Consider the following 20825-nt stretch of genomic DNA (forward strand, 5'->3'; position numbering starts at 1 on the left):
TTGATGCACACGGGGGGATTTCCATGGGGTAATTAAGTCGTCGATCCATAGGTAATCCGGGGCCGATGCGTTAACTATTGCGTGCTATCCAGCGGCTTTTCGACTTATTAATCCACAGCGGTTTTCAGTAGCCTTTTTCCTTTGCTTACCCAAAGGAATGCCCCCATGCAGGATGCCCCCTCCGTTACTCCCCTCTCATCTTCCGACGACAACAGTGCGTTCATTCGCCAGGCCATTCCGGACTGGCTGGTACAGGCGCCGGCCCACCGCATAGAAGCGTTGAAACAGGCCAGGCTCGAACAGGCGCAGTGGATGGACAGCTTGTCGCCGCTGCAGCGAAGAACCCTGAAGGGGTTCAATGAAACCAGTTTCAAATCCCAACACGCGGTGGATAAACACCTGGCCAACGTCCAGGCACTCAAGCCCTTCGCCATAGGCCTGCTCAACGGCGCGCTGAAAGAACAATTCAACCTCACCGTGGATGTCGAAGGCACCTCTCTTCGTTTGTATGAGCCGCTGAGGCTCGGCACCCTGGGGATCAAGGCCGGCGAATACAAAGTACTGGAGGTGTCGCTGGTGCAGGCTGCCCTGCATAACTTTGAAGCCAGTGAAGGTGAAGACGGCGCATTCGATCCTGCCTCCGGGTTCACCCAATACCCGGACCGGGAAGGCGCCTCTCCCAGGATCAGCCCGGCGCTGACCGTACCCGCCTTTATCAGGCTGTGCCGTACGCTGGACGTGGGTGCCCGCTACCAGGCGCACCTCAAGGAAACATTACTGCCCACCGACGAGACGGCCGCCACCCGGTTGCGCGACGCCGTGATCACCAGCCAGAAGGATGCCCTCAGGGCTGCGGCGTACCTGGCGCTGCTCAAGCAGGACATTCTCCCGGATGACTTCACCATGGTGCTCAAGGTGGTCGACGGCGAACGCAACCCGACGCTGGGCGGCAAGCCGGTGTGGTTCAGTTGCCTGAGCGTGATGGACCGCGCGCTCATGGGGAGCGTGGTGTTTACACCGGTGGAAAAATATCGCTATGCCACCGACTTCATCGTCTACCTGCCCCACGATCCGGAGCACCCGCTCAAGCGCTACAACAGCCTTGATGCGCTGAAAACCGAACTGAACCGCCAGTGGGTGGCGCGCGACAAAGCGCCAAGCGAATCCGGCAATAACAACCGCCCGACGCCCACGAGCTACCAGCATTTTTTCAGCCAGTTTCTCAATGAGCATGACAAGCCGGCGTTCTTCAACCGGTTTACCGAACCCGCTGCGGACTCCACCGCCGCCGTCGACGCAGTAGCGCGTTCGCCGGTGACCCAGACAATGCTGCAACTGGCCTTCCCGGTATTGACTACGACGGTCATGCCCCAGTCGCTTCCGCCCCCGAAAGCCGGCTGCAGGGTGGTGAAGACGGGCGCTCCCGACCTGTACCTGATGGTGGTCTCAAGACAGGGCCTGTGGGCTGAAAACGTCGACCTGTGGGCCAACCTGTTTGAGCATGGCCGCGACAAGGCCCTCGGCGATGCGCGCGACCAGGCAGTGCCCACCGCCGATGTCGACGCCCGGGTGCGCGGGCAAAAAATCGCCCGTTGGCTGGAGGCCGGCGCTACCGTGCTCGGCCTGGGACTGGCGTTCGTCCCGGTGCTCGGCGAAATCATGCTGGCCGCCATGGCGGGCCAATTGCTCTACGAAACCTTCGAAGGCGTGATCGACTGGGCCGAAGGCGACCGTGACACGGCCAAGGCGCACTGGTTCGACGTCGCCCAAAACCTGGCCGCCATGGCGCTGCTGGCCGGCGCGGGGAAAGGCCTGCAAAAGCTCGCTGCACCGCCTACACCCGCGTTGGTACAAGGGCTCAAGCCGGTTCGTTTGCCAGGTGGCGAGCTACGGCTATGGAAGCCGGACCTTACGCCTTATCGCAGCCCCGTCGTATTGCCCAAGGACGCCACGTTTGATGACCTGGGCTTGCACAGCCACGACCAGCAGCCGCTGCTGCCCCTCGACGATCAACTGTATGCCGTCAAACCCGAGCCCGACGGCGACACCTATCGCATACAACACCCCACACGCTCCGACGCTTATGCCCCGCAGGTGGCGCATAACGGCGCGGGCGCCTGGCTGCATGAAGGTGAAGAGCCACTGACCTGGGACGGCCCGGCGCTGATGCGCCGCCTGGGTTATCGCACCCGGGGCTTGAGCGACGCACAACTGGAACAGGCACGCCTGGCCAGTGGCACTCGCGCCGATCAACTGCGCCAACTGCATGTGGACCTGCAACCGCCGCCCGCCCTGTTGAGTGACAGCCTGGCGCGCTTTGGCATCCATCAGCGGATCGAGACGTTTATCGAGAAGATGGGCAGTGACGACCCGCTGGATTATGCGCTGGCCGACCCGGCGATCACCGAGCGCGTGGTGGCGCACCGAGGCTTGACCTATCCGGCGGTCCTCGACCCGACTCCCCGGGTGCTGGACGAACAGACGATGCTGTGGCGCCGCGAAGTTGCCCAGGCCGCCCGGGACAGTCGGACCTCGCTGTTCGACGCGGATTATCGCGCCCATAACCTGACCCGCTCGCCCCCGGTACAGCAGCTCATGGACAGGTTTTCCGGCCTGCCGGCGGAGGTTGCCAGGCAGTTGCTGGAAACCGCCACGGACGCGGATTTAACCACGCTGAGTGGCCATCAGCAGTTGTCACCAAGGCTCACCGCCCTGGCGCGCGAAAGCCAGCAGCAAGTGCGCATGGCACGGGCCTATGAAGGCTTGTTCCTCGACACCCTGCAGAGCCCGGACAGCCTGCGCCTGGCCCTGCATACCCTGCCCAGCTTGCCGGGTTGGGACCCGAGCCTGCGGGTGGAAATCCGCTTGGGCAGCGAACAGGGGCCACTGATCGACGCCGTCGGTCCAGAGGCCGACGCACCGCCGCTGATGCTGGCGATGGGTGAAGACGGGGCGTTCGGCGCCACCGACCTGTATGGCGCCGTTCTGGCACGCCTTGAACAGGGCCAGCGTCGAGCACTTGGCGAAGCCGCACGGGACGCCGGCACCCTGAAGCAGCGGGTGCGACAAACGCCATTGGCCCGGGACGAGCTGCGCTCGGTGCTGCTGGAATACCCGATGCTGCGCAAACCCTTGGCAGGAGACCTGCGCCTGCGGGGCGGCTCCCCGCTGCACAAACTCACTCAATTGCGCAGCACCCATACGCGGGTGCGCAAGCTGTATCCGGGGTTCAGCGACGAGCAGGCCACAGCCTTCATCGAGACCCTCGGGAGCGATGCGCGCACTGAGTTGACGCGCCGGGAAGACCAGTACGCCGCCCTCAAACGCGCACTCAAGGACTGGGTGAATCGCAGTGCCCGAGAAGATACGAGCCGGCGTCCATTTGAGGTAAACCCGGGAGGCCGGGAGCAGTCAGTGGCCGATGCATTGAGAGATTGCTGGCGCCGACAGACCGTGGACCGTGCCGGGGCCTACACCGGGCGCCGACTGGAAATCAGCGCCCAGGTGAACCTGCCCAAACTCAACGCCGATTTTGCCCATGTCGAGGAGTTGGTTCTCGACTACGTGAGCTTCAGCGACGGCCCCGGGCAGTTCCTTGGCAACTTCCCCAATCTGAAACGTTTGACCCTCAAACAAGTCGGCGGTATCGGACGCCATACGCTGACCGAACTGCCCGAAGCAATCACGGCCATAAAGGCGCTGACGCACCTGGACCTGTCGAAAAATGCCATCCGCCTGAGCGAAATCAGCGCCGGCCAACTGGCCGGCCTGAGCCGCCTGGAAGAACTGTGCCTGAACGATAACCCCTTGGGCACCCTGCCGGATTTCAGCCCGCTGCTACGACTGCGCAAGCTGGAGCTGCGTGACACCCGGATCAATCAGTGGCCCACAGGCCTGCTGGAACTGCCGGAGCTGAGAGAAGTCGACCTGTCCGGCAATCACCTGAGCGCGGTGCCCGACAGCCTGCTCAACCCAGCCCCCGAAAACGTGGAAGCCAGCATCCGTCTCAACCGCATGACCCGCCTGCGTGACAACCCATTCACCCCGCAAGCCAATCAGCAGATGCGGGCGTACATCGCTCGCCTGGCACAAACTCGCCCGGGCTGGCGCAACGGCGGCCAGCCTGGCGCCTTCGAAGTACCCTTGAGCCACACCGACGAAATGCGGCGGATAAGGGATCTGTTTCCCGCCTACAGCGAGGAGGAAAACGAGCAATTCGTATTGCACGCAGGCGACGGGGCGCCGGCTGAACTGACGCGCCTGGAAGGCGAGTGGCAAACCTTGAGCACCCAACTGAACGCCTGGGCCACACAACGGTTCCTGGTGGCTGCCGACAGCGAAAACCTGCGTGCAGGGGATGCCAACCATCGCCAGCAATTCGCTCGAGACCTCAAGGCGTGCTGGCGGCGCATGACTCCCAAAGTGCTGGCCCAAGATGGTTCTCCCGCCGGCTACACCCTTGAAGCACTCGGCTTGAGAGTCGGCGACTTGCCTGCGCTGGAAGCAGATTTCAGCCACGTTGGGTCAATCAAGCTTCAGGACATGCAATCCGTATACGGCCTGGATGAGTTTCTCGGCCACTTCAGTCACACCCGTTGGCTCGACCTGTCGTACGGAGAGTTGCGTTCAATCCCGCCCAGCGTTGCCCGGATGATTCGGCTTACCCGCCTGGACCTCAGGAGCAACCAACTTTCCCTGAGCGAGGCCGACGTGGATCTGCTGGAGGGGCTCACCTCACTCAAGATCATCAATCTGAGCCGCAACCCCCTGGCGCGTACCCCCAACTTCGCAACCCTGCCGAACCTGCGTAGGGTGAATTTGAAAAACACCGGGATCACCGAGTGGCCGCAGGGCTTGGGGCCACATCAGGCGTTGGACATCGTTAACCTGGCGCAGAACCGCATCACGCAGTTGCCCGAGTCCCTGGTCAACCCGCTGCCCGAGGAGGCCGAGGCATTCATCTACGTCAACAACGTCACCTTTATCGACGGCAACCCGCTGAGCACCGAAGCCCGCAGGCAGTTGGTCGAGTATTGGAGCAATGCAACCTTGCTCCACCGCGAGGCAGCAGCGGGCCGGCAGCCCGGCGCGATGCGTTATCGGGCGCCACAGCCCGCTACAGTCGAGGTTCACGCGCCTCAAGAACAGATCGTGGACGACACACCGGAGCCGGCATACCAGCATTGGATGGATGGTCTGTCACCCGAGGAAATCGACGTACGACGCAGCCTGTGGGAGTCGATTGCCGAGAAACCCGGTTCGCAGATCTTCCTCGATATCCTCGACAACCTCAAAGAATCGGCGGAGTACCGCAGCCGCTATACCGACCTGCAATCGCGCCTGTGGCAATTGCTCGATGCGGCCCGGGACGATGGCTTGCGTGAAGAGCTGTTCAACCTGGCGGGTGACCCGCGCTGCGGCGATCGGTCGGCCCTGGTGTTCAGTGACATGGAGACCAAGGTGCTGACGTGGCAAGCCACGCGCTATGCCGCCGATGGCGAGGCGGGACCGGCACTCTACACGTTGGCCAAAGGTCTTTTTCGCCTGGACGAGGTGGAAAAATTAGCCAGCGCAGACATTCGGGTTCGAGAAGGCATGATTCGCACGTCGACCATGACCCCTGAACAAAAAGTCGCCGCCCTGGAAAAACTGGAAGATATTGAAATTCGCCTGGCCTATCGCATGGGCCTGGCCCGCCGCCTCGGCCTGCCCGGTCAGCCCAACGATGCCCGCTACCTCGCAACGGGACAGGTAGCGCCGCAGATCCTGAATAATGCCGCCATCACATTAGAAAAACTGGACAACTCCAAGAAGCTCGTACAGTCGCTGTTAGGCCGCGAATTCTGGCAGGCCTTTATTCGCAACCATTATGACGATGAGTTCAGAGTCCTGAGGGGGCCCCATGACGTGCGCTTGAATGCGTTATCCGAGGAACACGATGCCGGCGCCCTCAGTGATGAGGCATACGCAACCCAGGCTGAAAATGTGCAACTGCAACTGGCCGTGGACGAGGCGCAACTGATTCGCTCGCTGACCCTGCGCGACTGGGTGCCGTGCAAGGCGCGCTGCAGCATCACCTGATGGATTCAGGGCGTTTGCACCAACCGCCCCAGCCGTTGCTTGAGCATCTGGTTCTCGGCCCGCAGTTGCTGGACCTCTTCCAGCAGGTCGAGCGCCAGGGCGACGCCTTCCCATTCCAGCTCCAGGTCCTTTTGCAGCGCCGAGGCGCGCTTGGCCAGGGCCAGTTCGTAATCGGTGAAGCGCCAGGACTCGGGACTGGTCCCCACCGGTTCAACGATGCCGTGCTCGACGATTTCGATCACGTAGGCCACCGACAGGTCGGTGGCCTCACAGAATTCTGCCATGTTCACTTGAACCAAACGGGGACTGCTCATTGTTAGCTACTCCATGATTCTCTTGGATCGAAGGCGGCTTTTTGTGCCAGTTCCTGCCACAACGCCTTGACCTCGTCGTCGGTGTTTTTCGGCATCACCGCCTTAAGTTGCACAAACAGATAACCGCGCTGCCCGGCCTTGTTCAACAAGCCATGGCCCTTGGCGCGCATGCGCTGGCCGTTCTGGCTGCCGGCCGGCACCTTGAGGTTGATCTTGCCGGTGAGGGTCGGCACCGCCACTTCCGTGCCCAACGCCAGCTCCCACGGGGCCAGTGGCAGGGTGATGATCAGGTTCTCACCTTCCACATCGAATTTAGGGTGTGGCGCGAACTTGATGATCAAGTACAGATCACCATTGGCACCACCGCCAATCCCCGGCGCGCCCTGGCCCTTGAGGCGGATGCGCTCGCCGTCGGCCACACCGGCCGGGATCTTCACGTTCAGGCTCTTGGTGGTGTTGCTGACGTGCTGGCCGGCCGCGTTGTATTGCGGCACCTGGAAGTTGACCTGCTTGGACTCGTTGGACAGGGTCTCTTCGAGGAAGACCGGCAGTTCCATTTCCACATCTTGCCCCCGGCGCCCGGCACTGCGGCCCTGGGCACCACCAAAACCATTGCCGCGCGAACCGAAGATCGAGCTGAAGAAGTCCGAGAAGTCGCCGGTGTCCTGGCCACCGCCGCCATAGCCACCACGGCTCTGCCAGCCTGGCGGGCCCTGGAACGGCTGGCCATGCTGGCCGTACTTGCGCAGATCGTCGTATTCGGCGCGCTTGTCGGCACTTTTCAGCGCTTCATAGGCTTCGGACGCGTCCTTGAACTTGGCTTCAGCGTCCTTTTCCTTGCTCACGTCCGGGTGATATTTGCGCGCCAGCTTGCGATAGGCGGCCTTGATCGCCTTGTCGTCAGCGGTGGGTTCTACACCGAGAATCTTGTAATAGTCTTTGAAGTCCATCGGGGGCATCACCATCCATTATCGATATCGCACTGCCAGCGTCACAGCATGCGCCTGTTTGCGGCGTCTGGATTGACCGATCTCAATCTTGTGACCGAAGGGTGCGTCAGAAGTTTATCGGCGCTGCGGGCAGAATCCTGCAGCCACCAACCGTATGGGGAGGATTTGGGGGCAAAGGCCGGGCTTTCAAGGTAACAAGTGCGTTGTATTTAGCGGATAGTCGGCCTACGCATCTGCACGCGGGTGGCATACACTGCGCGGCCGTTTTTCAACCGGAACCCGATTGACATGAAAAACCCATCCCCAGCCCGTGCCTGCGGTATCGACTTCGGCACGTCCAACTCCACCGTCGGCTGGATTCGTCCCGGCATGGAAACGCTTATCGCGCTGGAGGACGACAAGATCACGCTGCCGTCGGTGGTGTTCTTCAACTTCGAAGAGCGCCGCCCGGTGTACGGTCGCCTGGCCCTGCACGAGTACCTGGAAAACTACGAAGGCCGGCTGATGCGCTCGCTCAAGAGCCTGCTGGGTTCCAAGCTGATCAAGCACGACACCAGTGTATTGGGCACGGCCATGCCGTTCACCGACCTGCTGGCGCTGTTTATCGGCCAACTCAAGAGCCGCGCCGAGACCACCGCCGGGCGTGAGTTCGACGAAGTGGTGCTGGGCCGTCCGGTATTTTTCGTCGACGACGACCCGATGGCCGACCAGGAAGCCGAGAACACCCTGGTGGACGTGGCCCGCAAGATCGGCTTCAAGGACATCTCGTTCCAGTACGAACCGATTGCCGCGGCCTTCGACTACGAGTCCACCATCGAGAAAGAAGAGCTGGTGCTGATTGTCGACATCGGCGGGGGTACCTCCGACTTCTCCCTGGTGCGCCTGTCGCCCGAGCGCCGCCAGATCGACAACCGCCACGACGACATCCTCGCCACCGGCGGTGTGCACATCGGCGGTACCGACTTCGACAAGCAGCTCTCGCTGGCCGGCATGATGCCGCTGTTCGGCTACGGCAGCCGCATGAAGAGCGGCGCTTATATGCCCACCAGCCACCACATGAACCTGGCGACCTGGCACACCATCAACTCGGTGTACTCGCAGAAATCCAAGCTGGCGCTGGGCAGCATGCGCTACGACATCGAGGACACGGGTGGCATCGACCGCCTGTTCAACCTGATCGAGCAGCGCGCCGGGCACTGGTTGGCGATGGAAGTGGAAGAAACCAAGATCCAGCTGACCCGGCAGGACAGCCGCCATGTGTTGCTGGACCGGGTCGAGCCGGGGTTGAGCGTGGAATTGAGCCGGGCGTTGTTCGAGTCGGCCATCGATGGCTTGCTGGAGCGGGTGCGCAATGCGGTGACGCAACTGCTCAACGACGCCTCGGTGGACGTGGCCCAGGTGGACACGGTGTTCTTTACCGGGGGTTCCAGCGGGATTCCGGCGCTGCGCCACAGCATCTCGGCGATGCTGCCGAATGCGCAGCATGTGGAAGGGAACATCTTTGGCAGTATTGGCAGTGGTCTGGCGATTGAGGCCAGCAAGCGCTACGGCTACTGAGTTTTAGCTGAAACCGTGGCGCGCCCTTCGCGAGCAAGCCCGCTCCCACATTCGGCTGCATTCCAAAGTTGGAACTCGGTCAAATGTGGGAGCGGGCTTGCTCGCGAAGGGGCCAGTCCAGGCAACATCAATGCCTAAACCATCCCCGCCAGCTTCAACTCACTCTTCAAGTACGCATAATAAATCGGCCCCGCCACCACCCCCGGCAGGCCGAACGCGGCTTCGAACACCAGCATCGCCAGCAACAATTCCCACGACTTGGCACTGATCTGCCCGCCGACGATCCGCGCGTTGAGGAAGTACTCGACCTTGTGGATCACGATCAGGTAGCCCAACGCCGCCACCGCCACCCAGATCGACAGCGACAAGGCCACGATGGTGATCAGGGTGTTGGACATCAGGTTGCCGATCACCGGTAGCAGGCCCAGCAGGAACGTCAGCACGATCAACGTCTTGGTCAACGGCAGGTGGATCCCGCACAACGGCAGCACCACCGCGAGGAAGATCGCGGTGAACGCGGTGTTCAGCGCGGCGATCTTGATCTGCGCGAAAACGATGTTGCGAAAGGCCTGGACCAGCAGGTGCAGGCGATCAAACAGCGCGGCCGCCAGGGGTTTGCGCTTGGTCAGGTCCGGCACCCGTTGCAGGGCGATGATCGCCCCCAGCACCATGCCGATCAACAAGGTCACGAACATGTGCGCGGCGTCTTTGCCCACCAGTTGCAGTTCGCTGAGGTGTTTGCTCAGCCATTCGCCGATGGCCACGCGGAACTCGGCGGCGCTGGCCGGCAGGTAGGCGTCGAGGAACGGCGGCAACTGGCCGCGGGCACGGTCGACCACGCCCATGAACTTATCGAGGGAAGCCCCGGGGTTTTCCGCTTCGTGCAGCAGGAAGCTGATGGCCCCGGCAAAGATCAGGGTCAGGATGCTGACGATCAAGGTCCCCAGCAAGGCTACCGCCAACCAGCGCGCACGCCGGCCTTCGATCAACCGCTGCAACTGCGGGGTGAGCATGTTGACCAGCTCATACACCAGCAGCCCGGCCAGCAGGCTCGGCAGCAACTTCAATGGCAAAACCAGCAGCAGCCCGCCAAAAATCAGCACGCAACTGACCAACAACAACACGTGACGCTGAGAAAACGTTGGCATACAGCCTCAAAACGAACGGCGTTAAAGGATGGGCAGTCTGCCAGCGTTGGGTGAATCAAGCGAGAAGTCTAAACGCGGTCCAATGTGGGAGCTGGCTTGCCTGCGATGGCGGTGGGTCAGCCAACAAAGGCATCGACTGTCAGGTCGCAATCTTAGGCAAGCCAGCGCCCACAGAGTTCTGCATCATTATTTCTTCAGGCAGGTGCTCATAAAGGTTTTACGCGCATCGCCGGTCAGCGCCTGGGTTTTCGCGGTGGCGTTGCAATCTTTCATCTTCTGTTGCTGGGGGGTCAGGGTCTTGGCGTCGTTGGCCGCCGGGGCCGCCTTGAGGCAGTTGCTCATGAACGCCTTGCGATCATCACCGGTCTTGCCACTGGTCTTGGCTTCGGCGTTGCAAGTAGTCATTTTTTGTTGCTGAGCCGTCTGTGCGGCAGTCGCGGCAAAGCCTTGGGAACACAGCAGCAGGCCCATCATCAACAGCGGAATACGCAGCATCTTCATGGAGTTTTCTCCCTGTTACCGTGCCGAGGGGCACGGCCTCCCCAGCAGTGTAGTCAAACCCTGTTACACCTTCCTGCCGCGTATATGGGTCCGGCGATACTGCTCCGGCGTGCAGCCGGCCTGGCGCTGGAACATCGCGATAAACGCCGAGGCCGTGCTGTAGCCCAGGTCAAACGCAACTTCCTGGACGCTGCGCGCGCTGTCCAGCGCTTCGATCGACGCCAGGAACCGCAGGCGTTGGCGCCATTCGCCGAAGCTCATCCCCAGCTCACGCACAAATTGCCGCGCCAGGGTGCGCTCACTGACATGCACCTGCTGCGCCCACTGGGCCAGCGCGCGGTTATCGCCAGGGTCGGCCTGCATGCCCTCCAGCACACTGAGCAACCCGGGATGGCTGGCATACGGCAGGAAACAATCGTGCACCGGCGCCTGCCTGAGCTGGTCTACCAGCACCTGGGCCAGGCGCACGTCGGCTTCGTTCTCGGGAATGTTGACATCACGCTCGGCGAAATCACTGAGGATCGCCTTGAGGATATCGCTGATGGTCAGGGTGCACGGCTGCGCCGGCAATTGCTCGCACAAGGCGGGCGCCAGATATACGGAGCGGTAGACGATCGCCTGGGCGTTGTAGGAACTGTGCTGGGTGTTGGGTGGGATCCATACCGCATATTGCGGCGGCGACATAAAGCGACTGCCGGCCACTTCAAAGCGCATCACGCCACGGGCCGAGTAGTCCAGGGAACCCCAGGCATGCTGGTGCGCACTGGCATGGGTGTCAGCCTCGAATTCCGAATAACGGAAATACACCGGGGCCGGCAACTGGTCAAAATCGGGAAGGTTGATGTACTTCTTGAGCATGTTGTCTGGATACAAAGGTCGGATGGCTGGATCGAAGTATAGGCTTCGATCCAGACAAAGGATAATCACCGCTCATAGACGCAATTGGTTCTTTTCGATGCAATACGCTTATCCGTTACTGGCCATTTTTATCTGGGCCGGCAATACCGTGGTCAACAAACTCGCGGTGGGGACGATTTTCCCTGCCGAGATCGGTTTTTACCGCTGGCTGCTGGCCGGCCTGCTGTTTACCCCGTTCATGCTCAAACCCGTCATCGCCAACTGGCCGCTGATTCGTCCCAACCTGGGCAAGATCTTCATCCTCGGCGTGTTGGGCATGGCGGTGTACCAGAGCCTGGCGTATTACGCCGCGAACCTGACCTCAGCCACCAACATGGGCATTATCCTCTCGCTGATGCCACTGATGGCTCTTACCGCCGCAATCATCAGCCTTGGCCAGCGCCTGACCTTCGGCGCCCTGACCGGTGCCGTGCTGTCGTTTGCCGGCGTGGTAGTGGTGGTTTCCGCCGGTAGTCTCAGCGCCCTGCTGCAACACGGGCTGAATATAGGTGACGCGATGATGCTGGTGGCCACCCTCGCCTACGCGGTCTACAGCACCCTGCTGAAAAAATGGCAGCTGCGCTTGCCGCCACTGGTGTTGCTGTATCTGCAGGTGCTGGTGGCGGTGGTGGTGTTGTTTCCGCTGTTCCTGCTCTCCGACAAGGCCGGCCTTGGCTGGTCGAATATCCCGCTGGTGCTGTACGCCTGCCTGCTGGCCTCGATGCTCGCGCCGCTGGCCTGGATGCATTCGGTGAAGACCCTCGGCCCAAGCCGCACCACGCTGTTTTTCAACCTGCTGCCGCTGATCACCGCGTTGATTGCCGCAGTGGTGTTGAAGGAGCAACTGGCGATGTATCACCTGGTGGGCGGCTTGCTGACCCTGGGCGGGGTGATTTTGTCGGAGCGCTGGACGACGCCGGTTCGCAGCAATGTCAGCGCGCAGGAAGCTACTTGAGCCCCACCACACCGGCGACGATCAAGCCCACCGACATCAGCTTGATCAGCGTCAGGCTCTCCCCCAGCAACGCGAAACCGAGAAACACCGTGCCCAGTGAGCCGATGGCAGTCCAGATCGGGTAGGCCACGCTCACCGGCAACTCACGCATGGCCAGGGTCAGGAAGTAGATCCCGCCCACGGCCGCGATGACGGTGACCAGCGATGGCCACAGCCGGGTGAATCCCTCGGCGTACTTCATGCCCATGGCGAAGGTCACCTCAAAGCCGGCGGCGATCAGCAGGAAAAGCCACGACACTTCAGAAGCTCCCGGCCAGGTCGCGCAGTTGCCCTTCGACTGCATCGCAGGAACGGCGGAAAACGCTCGGGTCGGACTCCTCGCCTTCTGCGGCGATCACCGTGACATCTTCAATGCCGATGAACCCCAACGCGGTCCGCAGGTGCGGATCGGCGTGATTCATCGCCTCGTTTTCCCCGCCCGGGCCAAAGCCGCTGCCGCCGCGACTGGTGATGATCAAGGCCTTTTTGCCCAACAATAACGGCTGGTACTGGGCGATGCCCTGGCTGTCCTGGGTGATATCCACGGTATGGCCCATGCGCACGATCTGGTCGATCCAGGCCTTGAGGCTGCTGGGAATCCCGAAGTTGTACATCGGCACGGAAATCACCAGCAAATCGTGCTCGACTAGCTCGGCCACCAGTTCGTTGCTCAGTTGCAAATCAGCGTGCATGGACAAGGGCATAGACTGCGGCTCGGGGTGAAAACTGGCGGCAATAAAGGCTTCGCTGACGTGGGGAATCGACGCCCGGCCCACTTCGCGGCGGGTCAGCTGCGCGTAGGGATTGGCGGTGTGCCAGGCGGCCAGGAACACCTCGGCAAGGCGCCGGGAGTGGGAACGTTCGCCGCGGGGGCTGGAATGGATCGCAAGCATTTTTTTCATCTGTAGGCCTTCACACGCTAGACTCAGGCAACCTGAATGGCTGCCTCTGTTGCGCATAAATCTAGAGCCGAGCGGCCACCCTCACAAATGAGCAATAGTTGCTTTGGATGAACTGAATTCATCCATGGAGCCACACATGTTTGCCTCGCTGCCCCTGACCGCCCTGCGCGCCTTTGAATCGGCCTCGCGCCTGTTGAGCTTCAAGGCCGCCGCCCAGGAGTTGTCGGTCACGCCGACGGCGGTGTCCCATCAGATTCGCTCCCTGGAAACCTGGCTCGGCGTGCCACTGTTCGAGCGCCTGCCGCGCCAGGTGCGCCTGACGGAACGCGGCGAGCGCCTGTTCCACAGCCTGCACGGCGCGCTGCTGGACGTCGCGCAAAGCGTCGACACCCTGCGCCCGCAGCGCAGCGCCGGCAATCTCACGCTCTCCACTACGCCGGCGTTTGCCGCTCTGTGGCTGGTGCCGCGACTCGGGCGCTTCTATGCCGCCCATCCGGATATCAGCCTGCGCCTGGACACCAACTGCGCCGTGGTCGATTTACAGCAGGATGCCAGCGTCGACCTGGTGATCCGCTACAGCATCGACGACTACACGAACCTGTACGGTTTGTGCCTGTTCGACGAATGTTTCGCCGTGTATGGCTCCCCCGAACAAGTCGCCCTGGCGCGCGAGCGCACCCCGACCCTGATCAGCGTGCGCTGGCACAACTCCAGGCTGTACGCCCTGGGCTGGCAGGCCTGGTGCGAAAAGGCCGGGGAAGACTGGTTGCAATCCGCTTCGCCGCTGCGCGAATACGACGAAGAACACTACGCCCTGCAAGCGGCCATCGCCGGCCAGGGCCTGGTGCTGGCGAGCAATATCCTGGTCTCGGAAAGCGTCGCCAGCGGGTTGCTGGTGCCTTACCGGCCACAGGTCCGCGTCAACGGCGCCGGCTACAGCGCCCTGTGCGTACCGGGACGGGAACGGCACCCGCCGGTCCGGGCGTTTTTTGAGTGGTTGCAGGAGGAAGCGCGGCTGTCGGGGCACGCTCTGTAAAATCCGATAAAACTTTTTGCGTTGCCTGGGACTCACAACTTGGAGCGATCACGCCGGCAGAGCGTGGCGCAAAACCGGATTAGTACCAGGAGAATGAGATGACTGACTCACATTTGTCTGACGTAGCCACTTTACGTGACCGCGCCCGCAAGAACGTCGAAAACGGTGCCGTGACCGAAGGTTATGACGCCGACCGCCAGGAAATCCTGCGTCTGCTCAACGAATCACTGGCCACCGAGCTGGTGTGCGTGCTGCGCTACAAGCGCCACTACTTCATGGCCAATGGCGTCAAGGCGCATGTCGCCGCCGAGGAGTTCCTCGAGCACGCCACCCAGGAAGCCGAACACGCCGACAAGTTGGCCGAGCGTATCGTGCAGTTGGGTGGCGAGCCGGAGTTCAACCCCGACCTGCTGTCGAAGAATTCCCACGCGCAGTACGTGGCCGGCAATACGCTGAAGGAGATGGTCTACGAAGACCTGGTGGCCGAGCGCATCGCGGTAGACAGCTATCGCGAAATCATCCAGTACATCGGTGACAAAGACCCGACCACTCGCCGGATCTTCGAAGACATCCTGGCCCAGGAAGAAGAACACGCCGACGACATGGCGGATATTCTGAAGGACCTGTAACTAACACAGCTAACACCGCAAAACCCATGTGGGAGCGGGCTTGCTCGCGAAGGCGGTGGGTCAGTCGGAACATTCTTGACTGATCCACCGCCTTCGCGAGCAAGCCCGCTCCCACATTTGGTTCACGGTTTTGTCAGCTAGCCTTTCACTGTTTTAGGTGCCTTGCCTTCCTTCATCTGTTGCAGCAGCGGCGCACACTGGTTCGGCTCATCGCCGCTCGGTGCCACCAGCGCCAGCAAGCCCGCCGCCGGGCCGGCAATCACACCCAAGGCAACCATGCCCGCACCACGCAGCATCAGCGGCACCGCCTTCACGCCAGCATTCGGTTTGATAAACGGCCCGTTGACGTACAACGGCGAGCGCAGGGAAAACAGGCGGAAGCCTTTGGACTCCGGAGTAATGGTCAGGTCAAGCTGCTCGCTGGCCATGTTCGCGGTGCCATCGATGTAGATGATCGCGTTCTCGGTATCGAACACAAACAGGCGAGTCGTCGCCAGGCCCGACTTGATGCCGAAGTCTGCGGCCGCACAGTTGATCTTCACTTCCTTGTCGCCAAACAGGCGGCCGACCACGTAGTTGCCAACGTTGAGCCCGGCGATTTCCATCAGTCCGCGGCTGATGGCGCCGTCGTTGATCAACATCTTCAGATCGCCATTCGACGTGCCAAGCAATGCCGCGACGGAGTTGCCGCGCCCGGAAATGTCCGCGTCGCCGTTGAGCTCACCGAAGCTGGTTTTCATCGGCTCGAAGGTCGGGAACAGCTGCTTGAGCTTGAAGTTGCGCGCGGTGAGTCTGGCCTGGCCTTCCATCGGCGTGGTGCGCCCGTTGAGACGAATCTGCGCGTCGAGCTTGCCACCGGCCACACCGAAACGCAGGGGCTCCAGGCTCAACTGCCCGTCGTTCAGCACCAGGTGAGTGTAGAGATCGGTGAACGGCAATTCGGCACTGTGGACGATGCGTTTGCCGGTGAATTCGACGTCGGCATCCATGTCGCGCCAGCGCTCGGTGCGGAACTCTTCCACTGGCAGCACCTTGGTCGCCGGCTGCTTGCTTTCGCCGCCACGGGCTTTTTGCTTGGCGTTGGAGTCGGCGCCGATCAGCGGCGCCAGGTCGGTCATCAACAGCTGATTGGAGACCAGCGCCCCGGTGAGCTTGGGCCGCGGCTGGCTGGCGACGTAGCCGAGGTTGCCGTGGATGTCGCTGTTGCCGATCTTGCCGTTGAAGTTTTCATACTGGAACGACGCGCCACTGGCCTCATGCAGCTTGGCGATCAGGTGGCCGTCGGTGGAATAGGCGGGCGAGTCTGGCAAGGTCACGCCGGTCAGGGGGTACAGGTTGCCCAGGCTGCTGCCGGAGAGTTTGAGGCGCAGGTCGAGGGCGCCGAGGTTCATCGGGTCGGTCAGGGTGCCGGCCAGCGCGATGCTGGTGTCGCCGATCCTGGCCTGGGCTTGCAGCGGGAACGGCTTGGCCGCGTCCTGCAAGGCCAGCAGGCCACCGATCTTGCCGGTGCCATCGAGTTTCTGGCCGTGGTATTGGCCCTTGACCTTGAGGCCGAACGCGTAATCCTGCGGCGCCGAGCCTTTTTCCAGGGCTTTCCTGGCGTCGGCATCGCCGACGATCTCGCCGAAGGGGATCGGCTTGCCGAGCAGGTCGATCACGACGTCGAGCTGGGTCTTGAGAGTCTGGTCGTCGAGGGTCACATGGCCTTTGTCGAAGCCGATGGCGCCGATGTCCACCACCCAGTTGGACGGTTCGGCATTCGGGTCCTTGGGGTCGAACTTGAAGGTCCAGTTGGCGCGGCCATCGGCCAGGCGCTGCAACTGCGCACTCGGTTCGGTGAGGTCGATACGCGGGATCACCACGCGCTGGGCCAGCAACGCCAGGGGCGAGATACGCAACTCCACGCGCTTGAGGGTGACCATCTGCGGGGCTTTCGACCAGTCGGGATTGCCCAGGGTCAGGTCTTCGGCAATCACATGGGGCCACGGAATCCAGGCGCGCCAGCCACCCTCATCGGGCTCGCGCTGCCACACCACTGCCAGGTTGCCATTGATGGCAAACGGTCGATGCAGCTCTTCGGAGACCTTGGCGTTGAGGGGCGGCTTGATCCGGTTCCAGTCAAAGAACACCAGGACCAACACCACAATGGCGATTAACAAAACGAAGCTGGCGCAGCTCCAGGCGAGAATTTTACGAGTGCGCGTCATTGCACAGGACTCCAGGTTACGACTGAGCGGGCGCTTTGCGGCGCGCGTTTTGACTACAGCTTATATGGCTACGACTGACAAACGGCGCGGGGGTTTAACCCCATTGATGAATTCCTCATAAAAACCGCCTTTCCTGACCAACCAGACAGTTTCAATCATCAACGACGCACCGTTGTTACCCACGTTCGTGTCGAAAATACCCACCTCGGTGCAAAAGCGCGGGCTTGAGACCTGCGAGATAGAGCCTTCGCAGGGAACAATCAATTCTGTTGATTATTACCATTGTGTTTATGAACTTTTATATCGACTTATCAAGAGTAGCATTAGCCCTGTACCCAATTTATCGCCCTCCCAAGGAGCAACCCATCATGAAACGCCAAATACTCGCAAGCTTTGCACTTTCCCTCCTGGCCACCAGCGCATTTGCCCTGCCAGCTGCTGAACAGGCAACCCCACAAGTGAAGGCCGACGCTTCCCACTTCAGCCAAACCCTGGCTCGCAGCGGCGCTTCGGACAAGAACAATACCGACTACAACGGCAGCATCACTGAAAACGGTTCGGAACAAGCCAACAAACGTGCTTACACCGAAGGCGTTGCTGAAGGTGGCCGTGACCGTCTGGAACAGAAAGGTCTGGTTGAAGGTGGCGCTGATCGCCTGATGGAACGCAACGCTGTTGCCGAAGGTGGCCGTGATCGCCTGGAACAGAAAGGCCTGGTTGAAGATGGTTCGAGCCGCGCCAACAAACGCGCTTATGCTGACGGCGTAGTGGAAGGCGGTGCTGACCGTCTGGCAGAACTGCATCAAGCACAGAGCTAAGCCCGTGCTGGCCCTGGAAAAAAGCCCGATCAGCCGATCGGGCTTTGACTTTGTGTGAACCGCAACGCCCTTCTCCCTTTTGAAGTTCGACGCTGGCAAAGCTGATTTGCTAGAGTGCGTCGCTGTCCTTGTCCACAAAGCCCGCCTGCCAATGCTGCCCCGCGCCGAACAGAAGCAACAGACCCGACTCGCCCTGATGGACGCAGCCCGCCATCTGATGGAGTGTGGCCGTGGGTTCGGCAGCCTCAGCCTGCGTGAAGTGGCCAAGACCGCCGGCATCGTGCCCACCGGTTTCTACCGTCACTTTGCCGATATGGATCAGTTGGGCCTGGTATTGGTCAGTGAAGTCGGCCAGACCTTTCGCGCGACGATTCGCCTGGTGCGCCACAACGAATTCGTGATGGGCGGCATCATTGATGCCTCCGTGCGGATTTTCCTTGATGTGGTCGCCGCCAACCGTTCGCAATTCCTGTTCCTGGCCCGCGAGCAATACGGTGGCAGCCTCGCCGTTCGCCAAGCCATTGGTGCCCTGCGTGAAGACATCGCCAGCGACCTCGCCGCCGACCTGACCCTGATGCCCAAGCTCCAGCACCTGGATGCCGACGGCCTGCACGTGATGGCCGACCTGATCGTCAAGAGCGTGTTCGCCACCCTGCCCGACATTATCGACCCGCCCGCCGAAGCGCTGCCTGCGCACCTCACGCCACAAGCCAAGATCACCCAGCAGCTGCGTTTCATCTTTATCGGCCTCAAGCATTGGCAAGGCCTGGGCAGCACCGAATAACTCAGCGCACGGTGTGAAAACGCTTGGCGGTGGTGTAGTTCCGGTTCCAATAGCTGTTGGCCAGTGAGTCGATGCGCACGCTTTTGCCCGTGCGCGGCGAGTGGATGAACTTGCCCTCTCCTATATAGAGACCGACGTGGCTGACCTGGCCGCGCCCATTGCCCCTGAAAAACACCGCATCACCCGGTTGCAACGCATTGCGCTTGACCGTGGCCGCGGTTGAGCGGTGCATCGCCGAGGTGGTGCGAGGCAGATGAATGTTGGCTTCGGTCTTGAACAGGTACACCAGGAAGCTGCTGCAATCGAAGCCCTGCTTCACCGAAGCGCCGCCCAATTTATAGGGCGTGCCCAACAGCTCGTGGGCGCGGTCGATCACGTTGTCGATAGTAGGTGGCGGCGCGAATGCCGGGGCACGCTGAAGATTGGCCGAAGCAGATGAAATGGCGAGCGACAAACTGACAATGAGTAAACAGAAAAATGACTTGTACATGGTGGAAACCGCTGAAGATTAAATACGGAGCGGAATCCTAATGAAACAGCGCGTAACGCAACGCACGGCAAATCCTGCAAGTGCGTAGGAAAAGTCCCAAGCAATCAAAACTCATAAAAGATGAAAGAAATTTCATGCACCAAACAATGGAATTCAACGCCGAGCGCCCGGATCCGGTGCTATAAATCCAACCACGCACCAAAATGAAACATTTTGGAATAATTTCCTGCGCCATCAGGTGGCACAAGTCGCCTGCCTACAGGGAATTCCTACTCCCCGCGTGGTTGGCAAGACCCTTGCTCTAGCTTGCTTATCGCTCATAGCTGGAAGCTTTCTGATGCTGGTGATCCACCGCCGAATCGCCCCCCAACCCGTCTGGGCCGCAGAGTTGCTGCTGAATTTCGAAGCCCGCAGCAAAAGCCGCCTGCGCTGTTTCAGTGCCGACGGAGAAGACGTCGGCCTGTTTCTGGAGCGCGGCCAACCGCCGCTGCACGATGGCGAATTCCTACAGGCTGAAGACGGACGTGTCGTACGCGTGTGTGCCCGGCCTGAACAACTGCTGCACGTCACCTGCGGCAATGCCTTTGAACTGACCCGCGCCGCCTATCACCTGGGCAACCGCCACGTGGCCCTGCAAGTGGGTGACGGTTGGCTGCGCCTGCTCGATGACTACGTACTCAAGGCCATGCTCGATCAGTTGGGCGCGACGACCGAGACCATCGAGGCCCCCTTCCAGCCGGAACACGGCGCCTATGGCGGCGGCCACCACCACTCCCGCCATGGCGACGAAGACTTCAACTACCCGCCCAAGCTGCACCAGTTCGGCGTACGCCTATGAACCCAGCCTGGGCGCTGTTGCGTCTGGCCAGTCCGCAGCTGCCGATTGGTGGCTACAGCTATTCCCAGGGCCTGGAAATGGCCGTGGAGCAAGCCCGCGTGACCGACCCGGCAAGTGCCGGGCGCTGGATCAGCGATCAACTGTTGCTCAACCTGGCGCGCTTCGAAGCGCCGCTGCTGCTCGCCCACTGCCAGGCCGCCGCCGAACAGGACTGGCCACGCCTCGCGCAGTTGTGCGAGGAACACCGCGCCAGCCGTGAAACCCGCGAGCTTTATCAGGAAAGCCGGCAGATGGGCTATTCCCTGCACCAGCTATTGAACGGTTTACCGGAGCTGGATGACGCCGCCCGAGAGTTCCTGGCACAGCGCTCCGAACCGCACCTGGCCCTGGGCTGGGCCCTGGCCGCCCGCGCCTGGCAGATCAGCCCGGATGACGCCCTGGCCGCCTGGCTGTGGAGTTGGCTGGAAAACCAATTGGCGGTGCTGATGAAGACGCTGCCTCTGGGCCAACAAGCCGCCCAGCGCCTGACCAGCGAACTGCTGCCGCTGCTGCAACAAGCCCAGCAGGACGCCAGCCAGCTTGACCCCAATCACTACGGCAGCGCCGCGTTTGGCCTGTCCCTGGCGTGCATGGCCCATGAGCGCCAGTACAGCCGCCTGTTCCGTTCCTAGGGCACTTT

The 20825-nt window shown here is 61.4% G+C and carries 18 protein-coding genes; 9 read left to right on the forward strand and 9 right to left on the reverse strand.

Going from position 1 to position 20825, the window contains the following annotated elements:
- Positions 1 to 165 precede the first annotated feature (165 nt).
- The gene (locus A462_RS02830; RefSeq protein ID WP_008439069.1) at positions 166 to 6081 is read left to right on the forward strand and encodes an NEL-type E3 ubiquitin ligase domain-containing protein; all 5916 of its coding nucleotides are present in this window, start codon (positions 166 to 168) and stop codon (positions 6079 to 6081) included.
- A 5-nt stretch (positions 6082 to 6086) separates the two neighbouring features.
- Here A462_RS02830 and A462_RS02825 read toward each other — a convergent pair whose 3' ends face one another.
- Together A462_RS02825 and A462_RS02820 are read right to left on the reverse strand one after the other, a co-directional pair.
- Entirely contained in the window at positions 6087 to 6395 is a 309-nt protein-coding gene (locus A462_RS02825) for a chaperone modulator CbpM (protein ID WP_003217397.1), read from the reverse strand.
- Positions 6396 to 6397: 2 nt separating this feature from the next.
- A complete protein-coding gene (locus A462_RS02820; RefSeq protein WP_008439071.1) occupies positions 6398 to 7345 on the reverse strand; it encodes a DnaJ C-terminal domain-containing protein in 948 nt (315 codons plus the stop codon).
- A gap of 288 nt (positions 7346 to 7633) precedes the next feature.
- On the opposite strand from A462_RS02820, the gene A462_RS02815 reads away from it, so the two are divergent.
- Positions 7634 to 8902 carry an Hsp70 family protein gene (locus A462_RS02815; RefSeq protein WP_003217400.1) on the forward strand — a complete coding sequence of 423 codons (1269 nt, stop codon included), beginning with the start codon at positions 7634 to 7636 and terminating at the stop codon, positions 8900 to 8902.
- A 134-nt stretch (positions 8903 to 9036) separates the two neighbouring features.
- Here the strand turns inward: A462_RS02815 and A462_RS02810 are convergent, their stop codons facing one another.
- The 3 genes from A462_RS02810 to A462_RS02800 all read right to left on the reverse strand — a co-directional run bounded on the left by A462_RS02810 (position 9037) and on the right by A462_RS02800 (position 11409).
- Positions 9037 to 10050: an AI-2E family transporter gene (locus tag A462_RS02810; protein WP_003217402.1), complete on the reverse strand. Its 1014-nt coding sequence runs from the start codon at positions 10048 to 10050 to the stop codon at positions 9037 to 9039.
- Positions 10051 to 10236: 186 nt separating this feature from the next.
- Positions 10237 to 10551 carry a PsiF family protein gene (locus tag A462_RS02805; RefSeq protein ID WP_003217404.1) on the reverse strand — a complete coding sequence of 105 codons (315 nt, stop codon included), beginning with the start codon at positions 10549 to 10551 and terminating at the stop codon, positions 10237 to 10239.
- 63 nt (positions 10552 to 10614) lie between these two features.
- Complete coding sequence (locus A462_RS02800; protein WP_003217407.1) at positions 10615 to 11409, reverse strand: AraC family transcriptional regulator; 795 nt, start codon at positions 11407 to 11409, stop codon at positions 10615 to 10617.
- A gap of 97 nt (positions 11410 to 11506) precedes the next feature.
- Here A462_RS02800 and A462_RS02795 point away from each other — a divergent pair, with 97 nt between their 5' ends.
- Complete coding sequence (locus tag A462_RS02795; protein WP_008439072.1) at positions 11507 to 12403, forward strand: DMT family transporter; 897 nt, start codon at positions 11507 to 11509, stop codon at positions 12401 to 12403.
- Here A462_RS02795 and A462_RS02790 read toward each other — a convergent pair.
- Entirely contained in the window at positions 12396 to 12701 is a 306-nt protein-coding gene (locus A462_RS02790; RefSeq protein ID WP_008439073.1) for a DMT family transporter, read from the reverse strand. The genes A462_RS02795 and A462_RS02790 overlap by 8 nt on opposite strands.
- Before the next feature lies 1 nt (position 12702).
- Positions 12703 to 13344 carry an FMN-dependent NADH-azoreductase gene (locus A462_RS02785; protein ID WP_008439074.1) on the reverse strand — a complete coding sequence of 214 codons (642 nt, stop codon included), beginning with the start codon at positions 13342 to 13344 and terminating at the stop codon, positions 12703 to 12705.
- A 124-nt stretch (positions 13345 to 13468) separates the two neighbouring features.
- On the opposite strand from A462_RS02785, the gene A462_RS02780 reads away from it, so the two are divergent.
- Together A462_RS02780 and A462_RS02775 are read left to right on the forward strand one after the other, a co-directional pair.
- Positions 13469 to 14380 (forward strand): LysR substrate-binding domain-containing protein, encoded by a 912-nt coding sequence (locus tag A462_RS02780; protein WP_085984661.1) that lies wholly within the window; start codon positions 13469 to 13471, stop codon positions 14378 to 14380.
- 98 nt (positions 14381 to 14478) lie between these two features.
- Positions 14479 to 15009 (forward strand): ferritin-like domain-containing protein, encoded by a 531-nt coding sequence (locus tag A462_RS02775; protein WP_003217418.1) that lies wholly within the window; start codon positions 14479 to 14481, stop codon positions 15007 to 15009.
- 137 nt (positions 15010 to 15146) lie between these two features.
- Here A462_RS02775 and A462_RS02770 read toward each other — a convergent pair whose 3' ends face one another.
- Positions 15147 to 17216 carry an AsmA family protein gene (locus A462_RS02770; RefSeq protein ID WP_003217419.1) on the reverse strand — a complete coding sequence of 690 codons (2070 nt, stop codon included), beginning with the start codon at positions 17214 to 17216 and terminating at the stop codon, positions 15147 to 15149.
- Positions 17217 to 17584: 368 nt separating this feature from the next.
- On the opposite strand from A462_RS02770, the gene A462_RS02765 reads away from it, so the two are divergent.
- Both A462_RS02765 and A462_RS02760 read left to right on the forward strand, forming a co-directional pair.
- Positions 17585 to 18034, forward strand: a complete 450-nt coding sequence (locus A462_RS02765) for a hypothetical protein (RefSeq protein WP_003217421.1) — start codon at positions 17585 to 17587, stop codon at positions 18032 to 18034.
- A 151-nt stretch (positions 18035 to 18185) separates the two neighbouring features.
- Entirely contained in the window at positions 18186 to 18818 is a 633-nt protein-coding gene (locus A462_RS02760) for a TetR family transcriptional regulator (RefSeq protein ID WP_003217423.1), read from the forward strand.
- A 1-nt stretch (position 18819) separates the two neighbouring features.
- Here A462_RS02760 and A462_RS02755 read toward each other — a convergent pair whose 3' ends face one another.
- Positions 18820 to 19308, reverse strand: a complete 489-nt coding sequence (locus A462_RS02755; RefSeq protein ID WP_003217425.1) for a C40 family peptidase — start codon at positions 19306 to 19308, stop codon at positions 18820 to 18822.
- A 337-nt stretch (positions 19309 to 19645) separates the two neighbouring features.
- Here A462_RS02755 and ureE point away from each other — a divergent pair, with 337 nt between their 5' ends.
- Both ureE and A462_RS02745 read left to right on the forward strand, forming a co-directional pair.
- The gene (ureE, locus tag A462_RS02750) at positions 19646 to 20146 is read left to right on the forward strand and encodes an urease accessory protein UreE (protein WP_008439076.1); all 501 of its coding nucleotides are present in this window, start codon (positions 19646 to 19648) and stop codon (positions 20144 to 20146) included.
- Positions 20143 to 20817: an urease accessory protein UreF gene (locus tag A462_RS02745; RefSeq protein ID WP_003217429.1), complete on the forward strand. Its 675-nt coding sequence runs from the start codon at positions 20143 to 20145 to the stop codon at positions 20815 to 20817. The genes ureE and A462_RS02745 overlap by 4 nt, the downstream gene beginning before the upstream one ends.
- Positions 20818 to 20825 lie beyond the last annotated feature (8 nt).

The sequence above is a fragment of the Pseudomonas sp. Ag1 genome (assembly GCF_000278565.1).
Taxonomy (GTDB): domain Bacteria; phylum Pseudomonadota; class Gammaproteobacteria; order Pseudomonadales; family Pseudomonadaceae; genus Aquipseudomonas.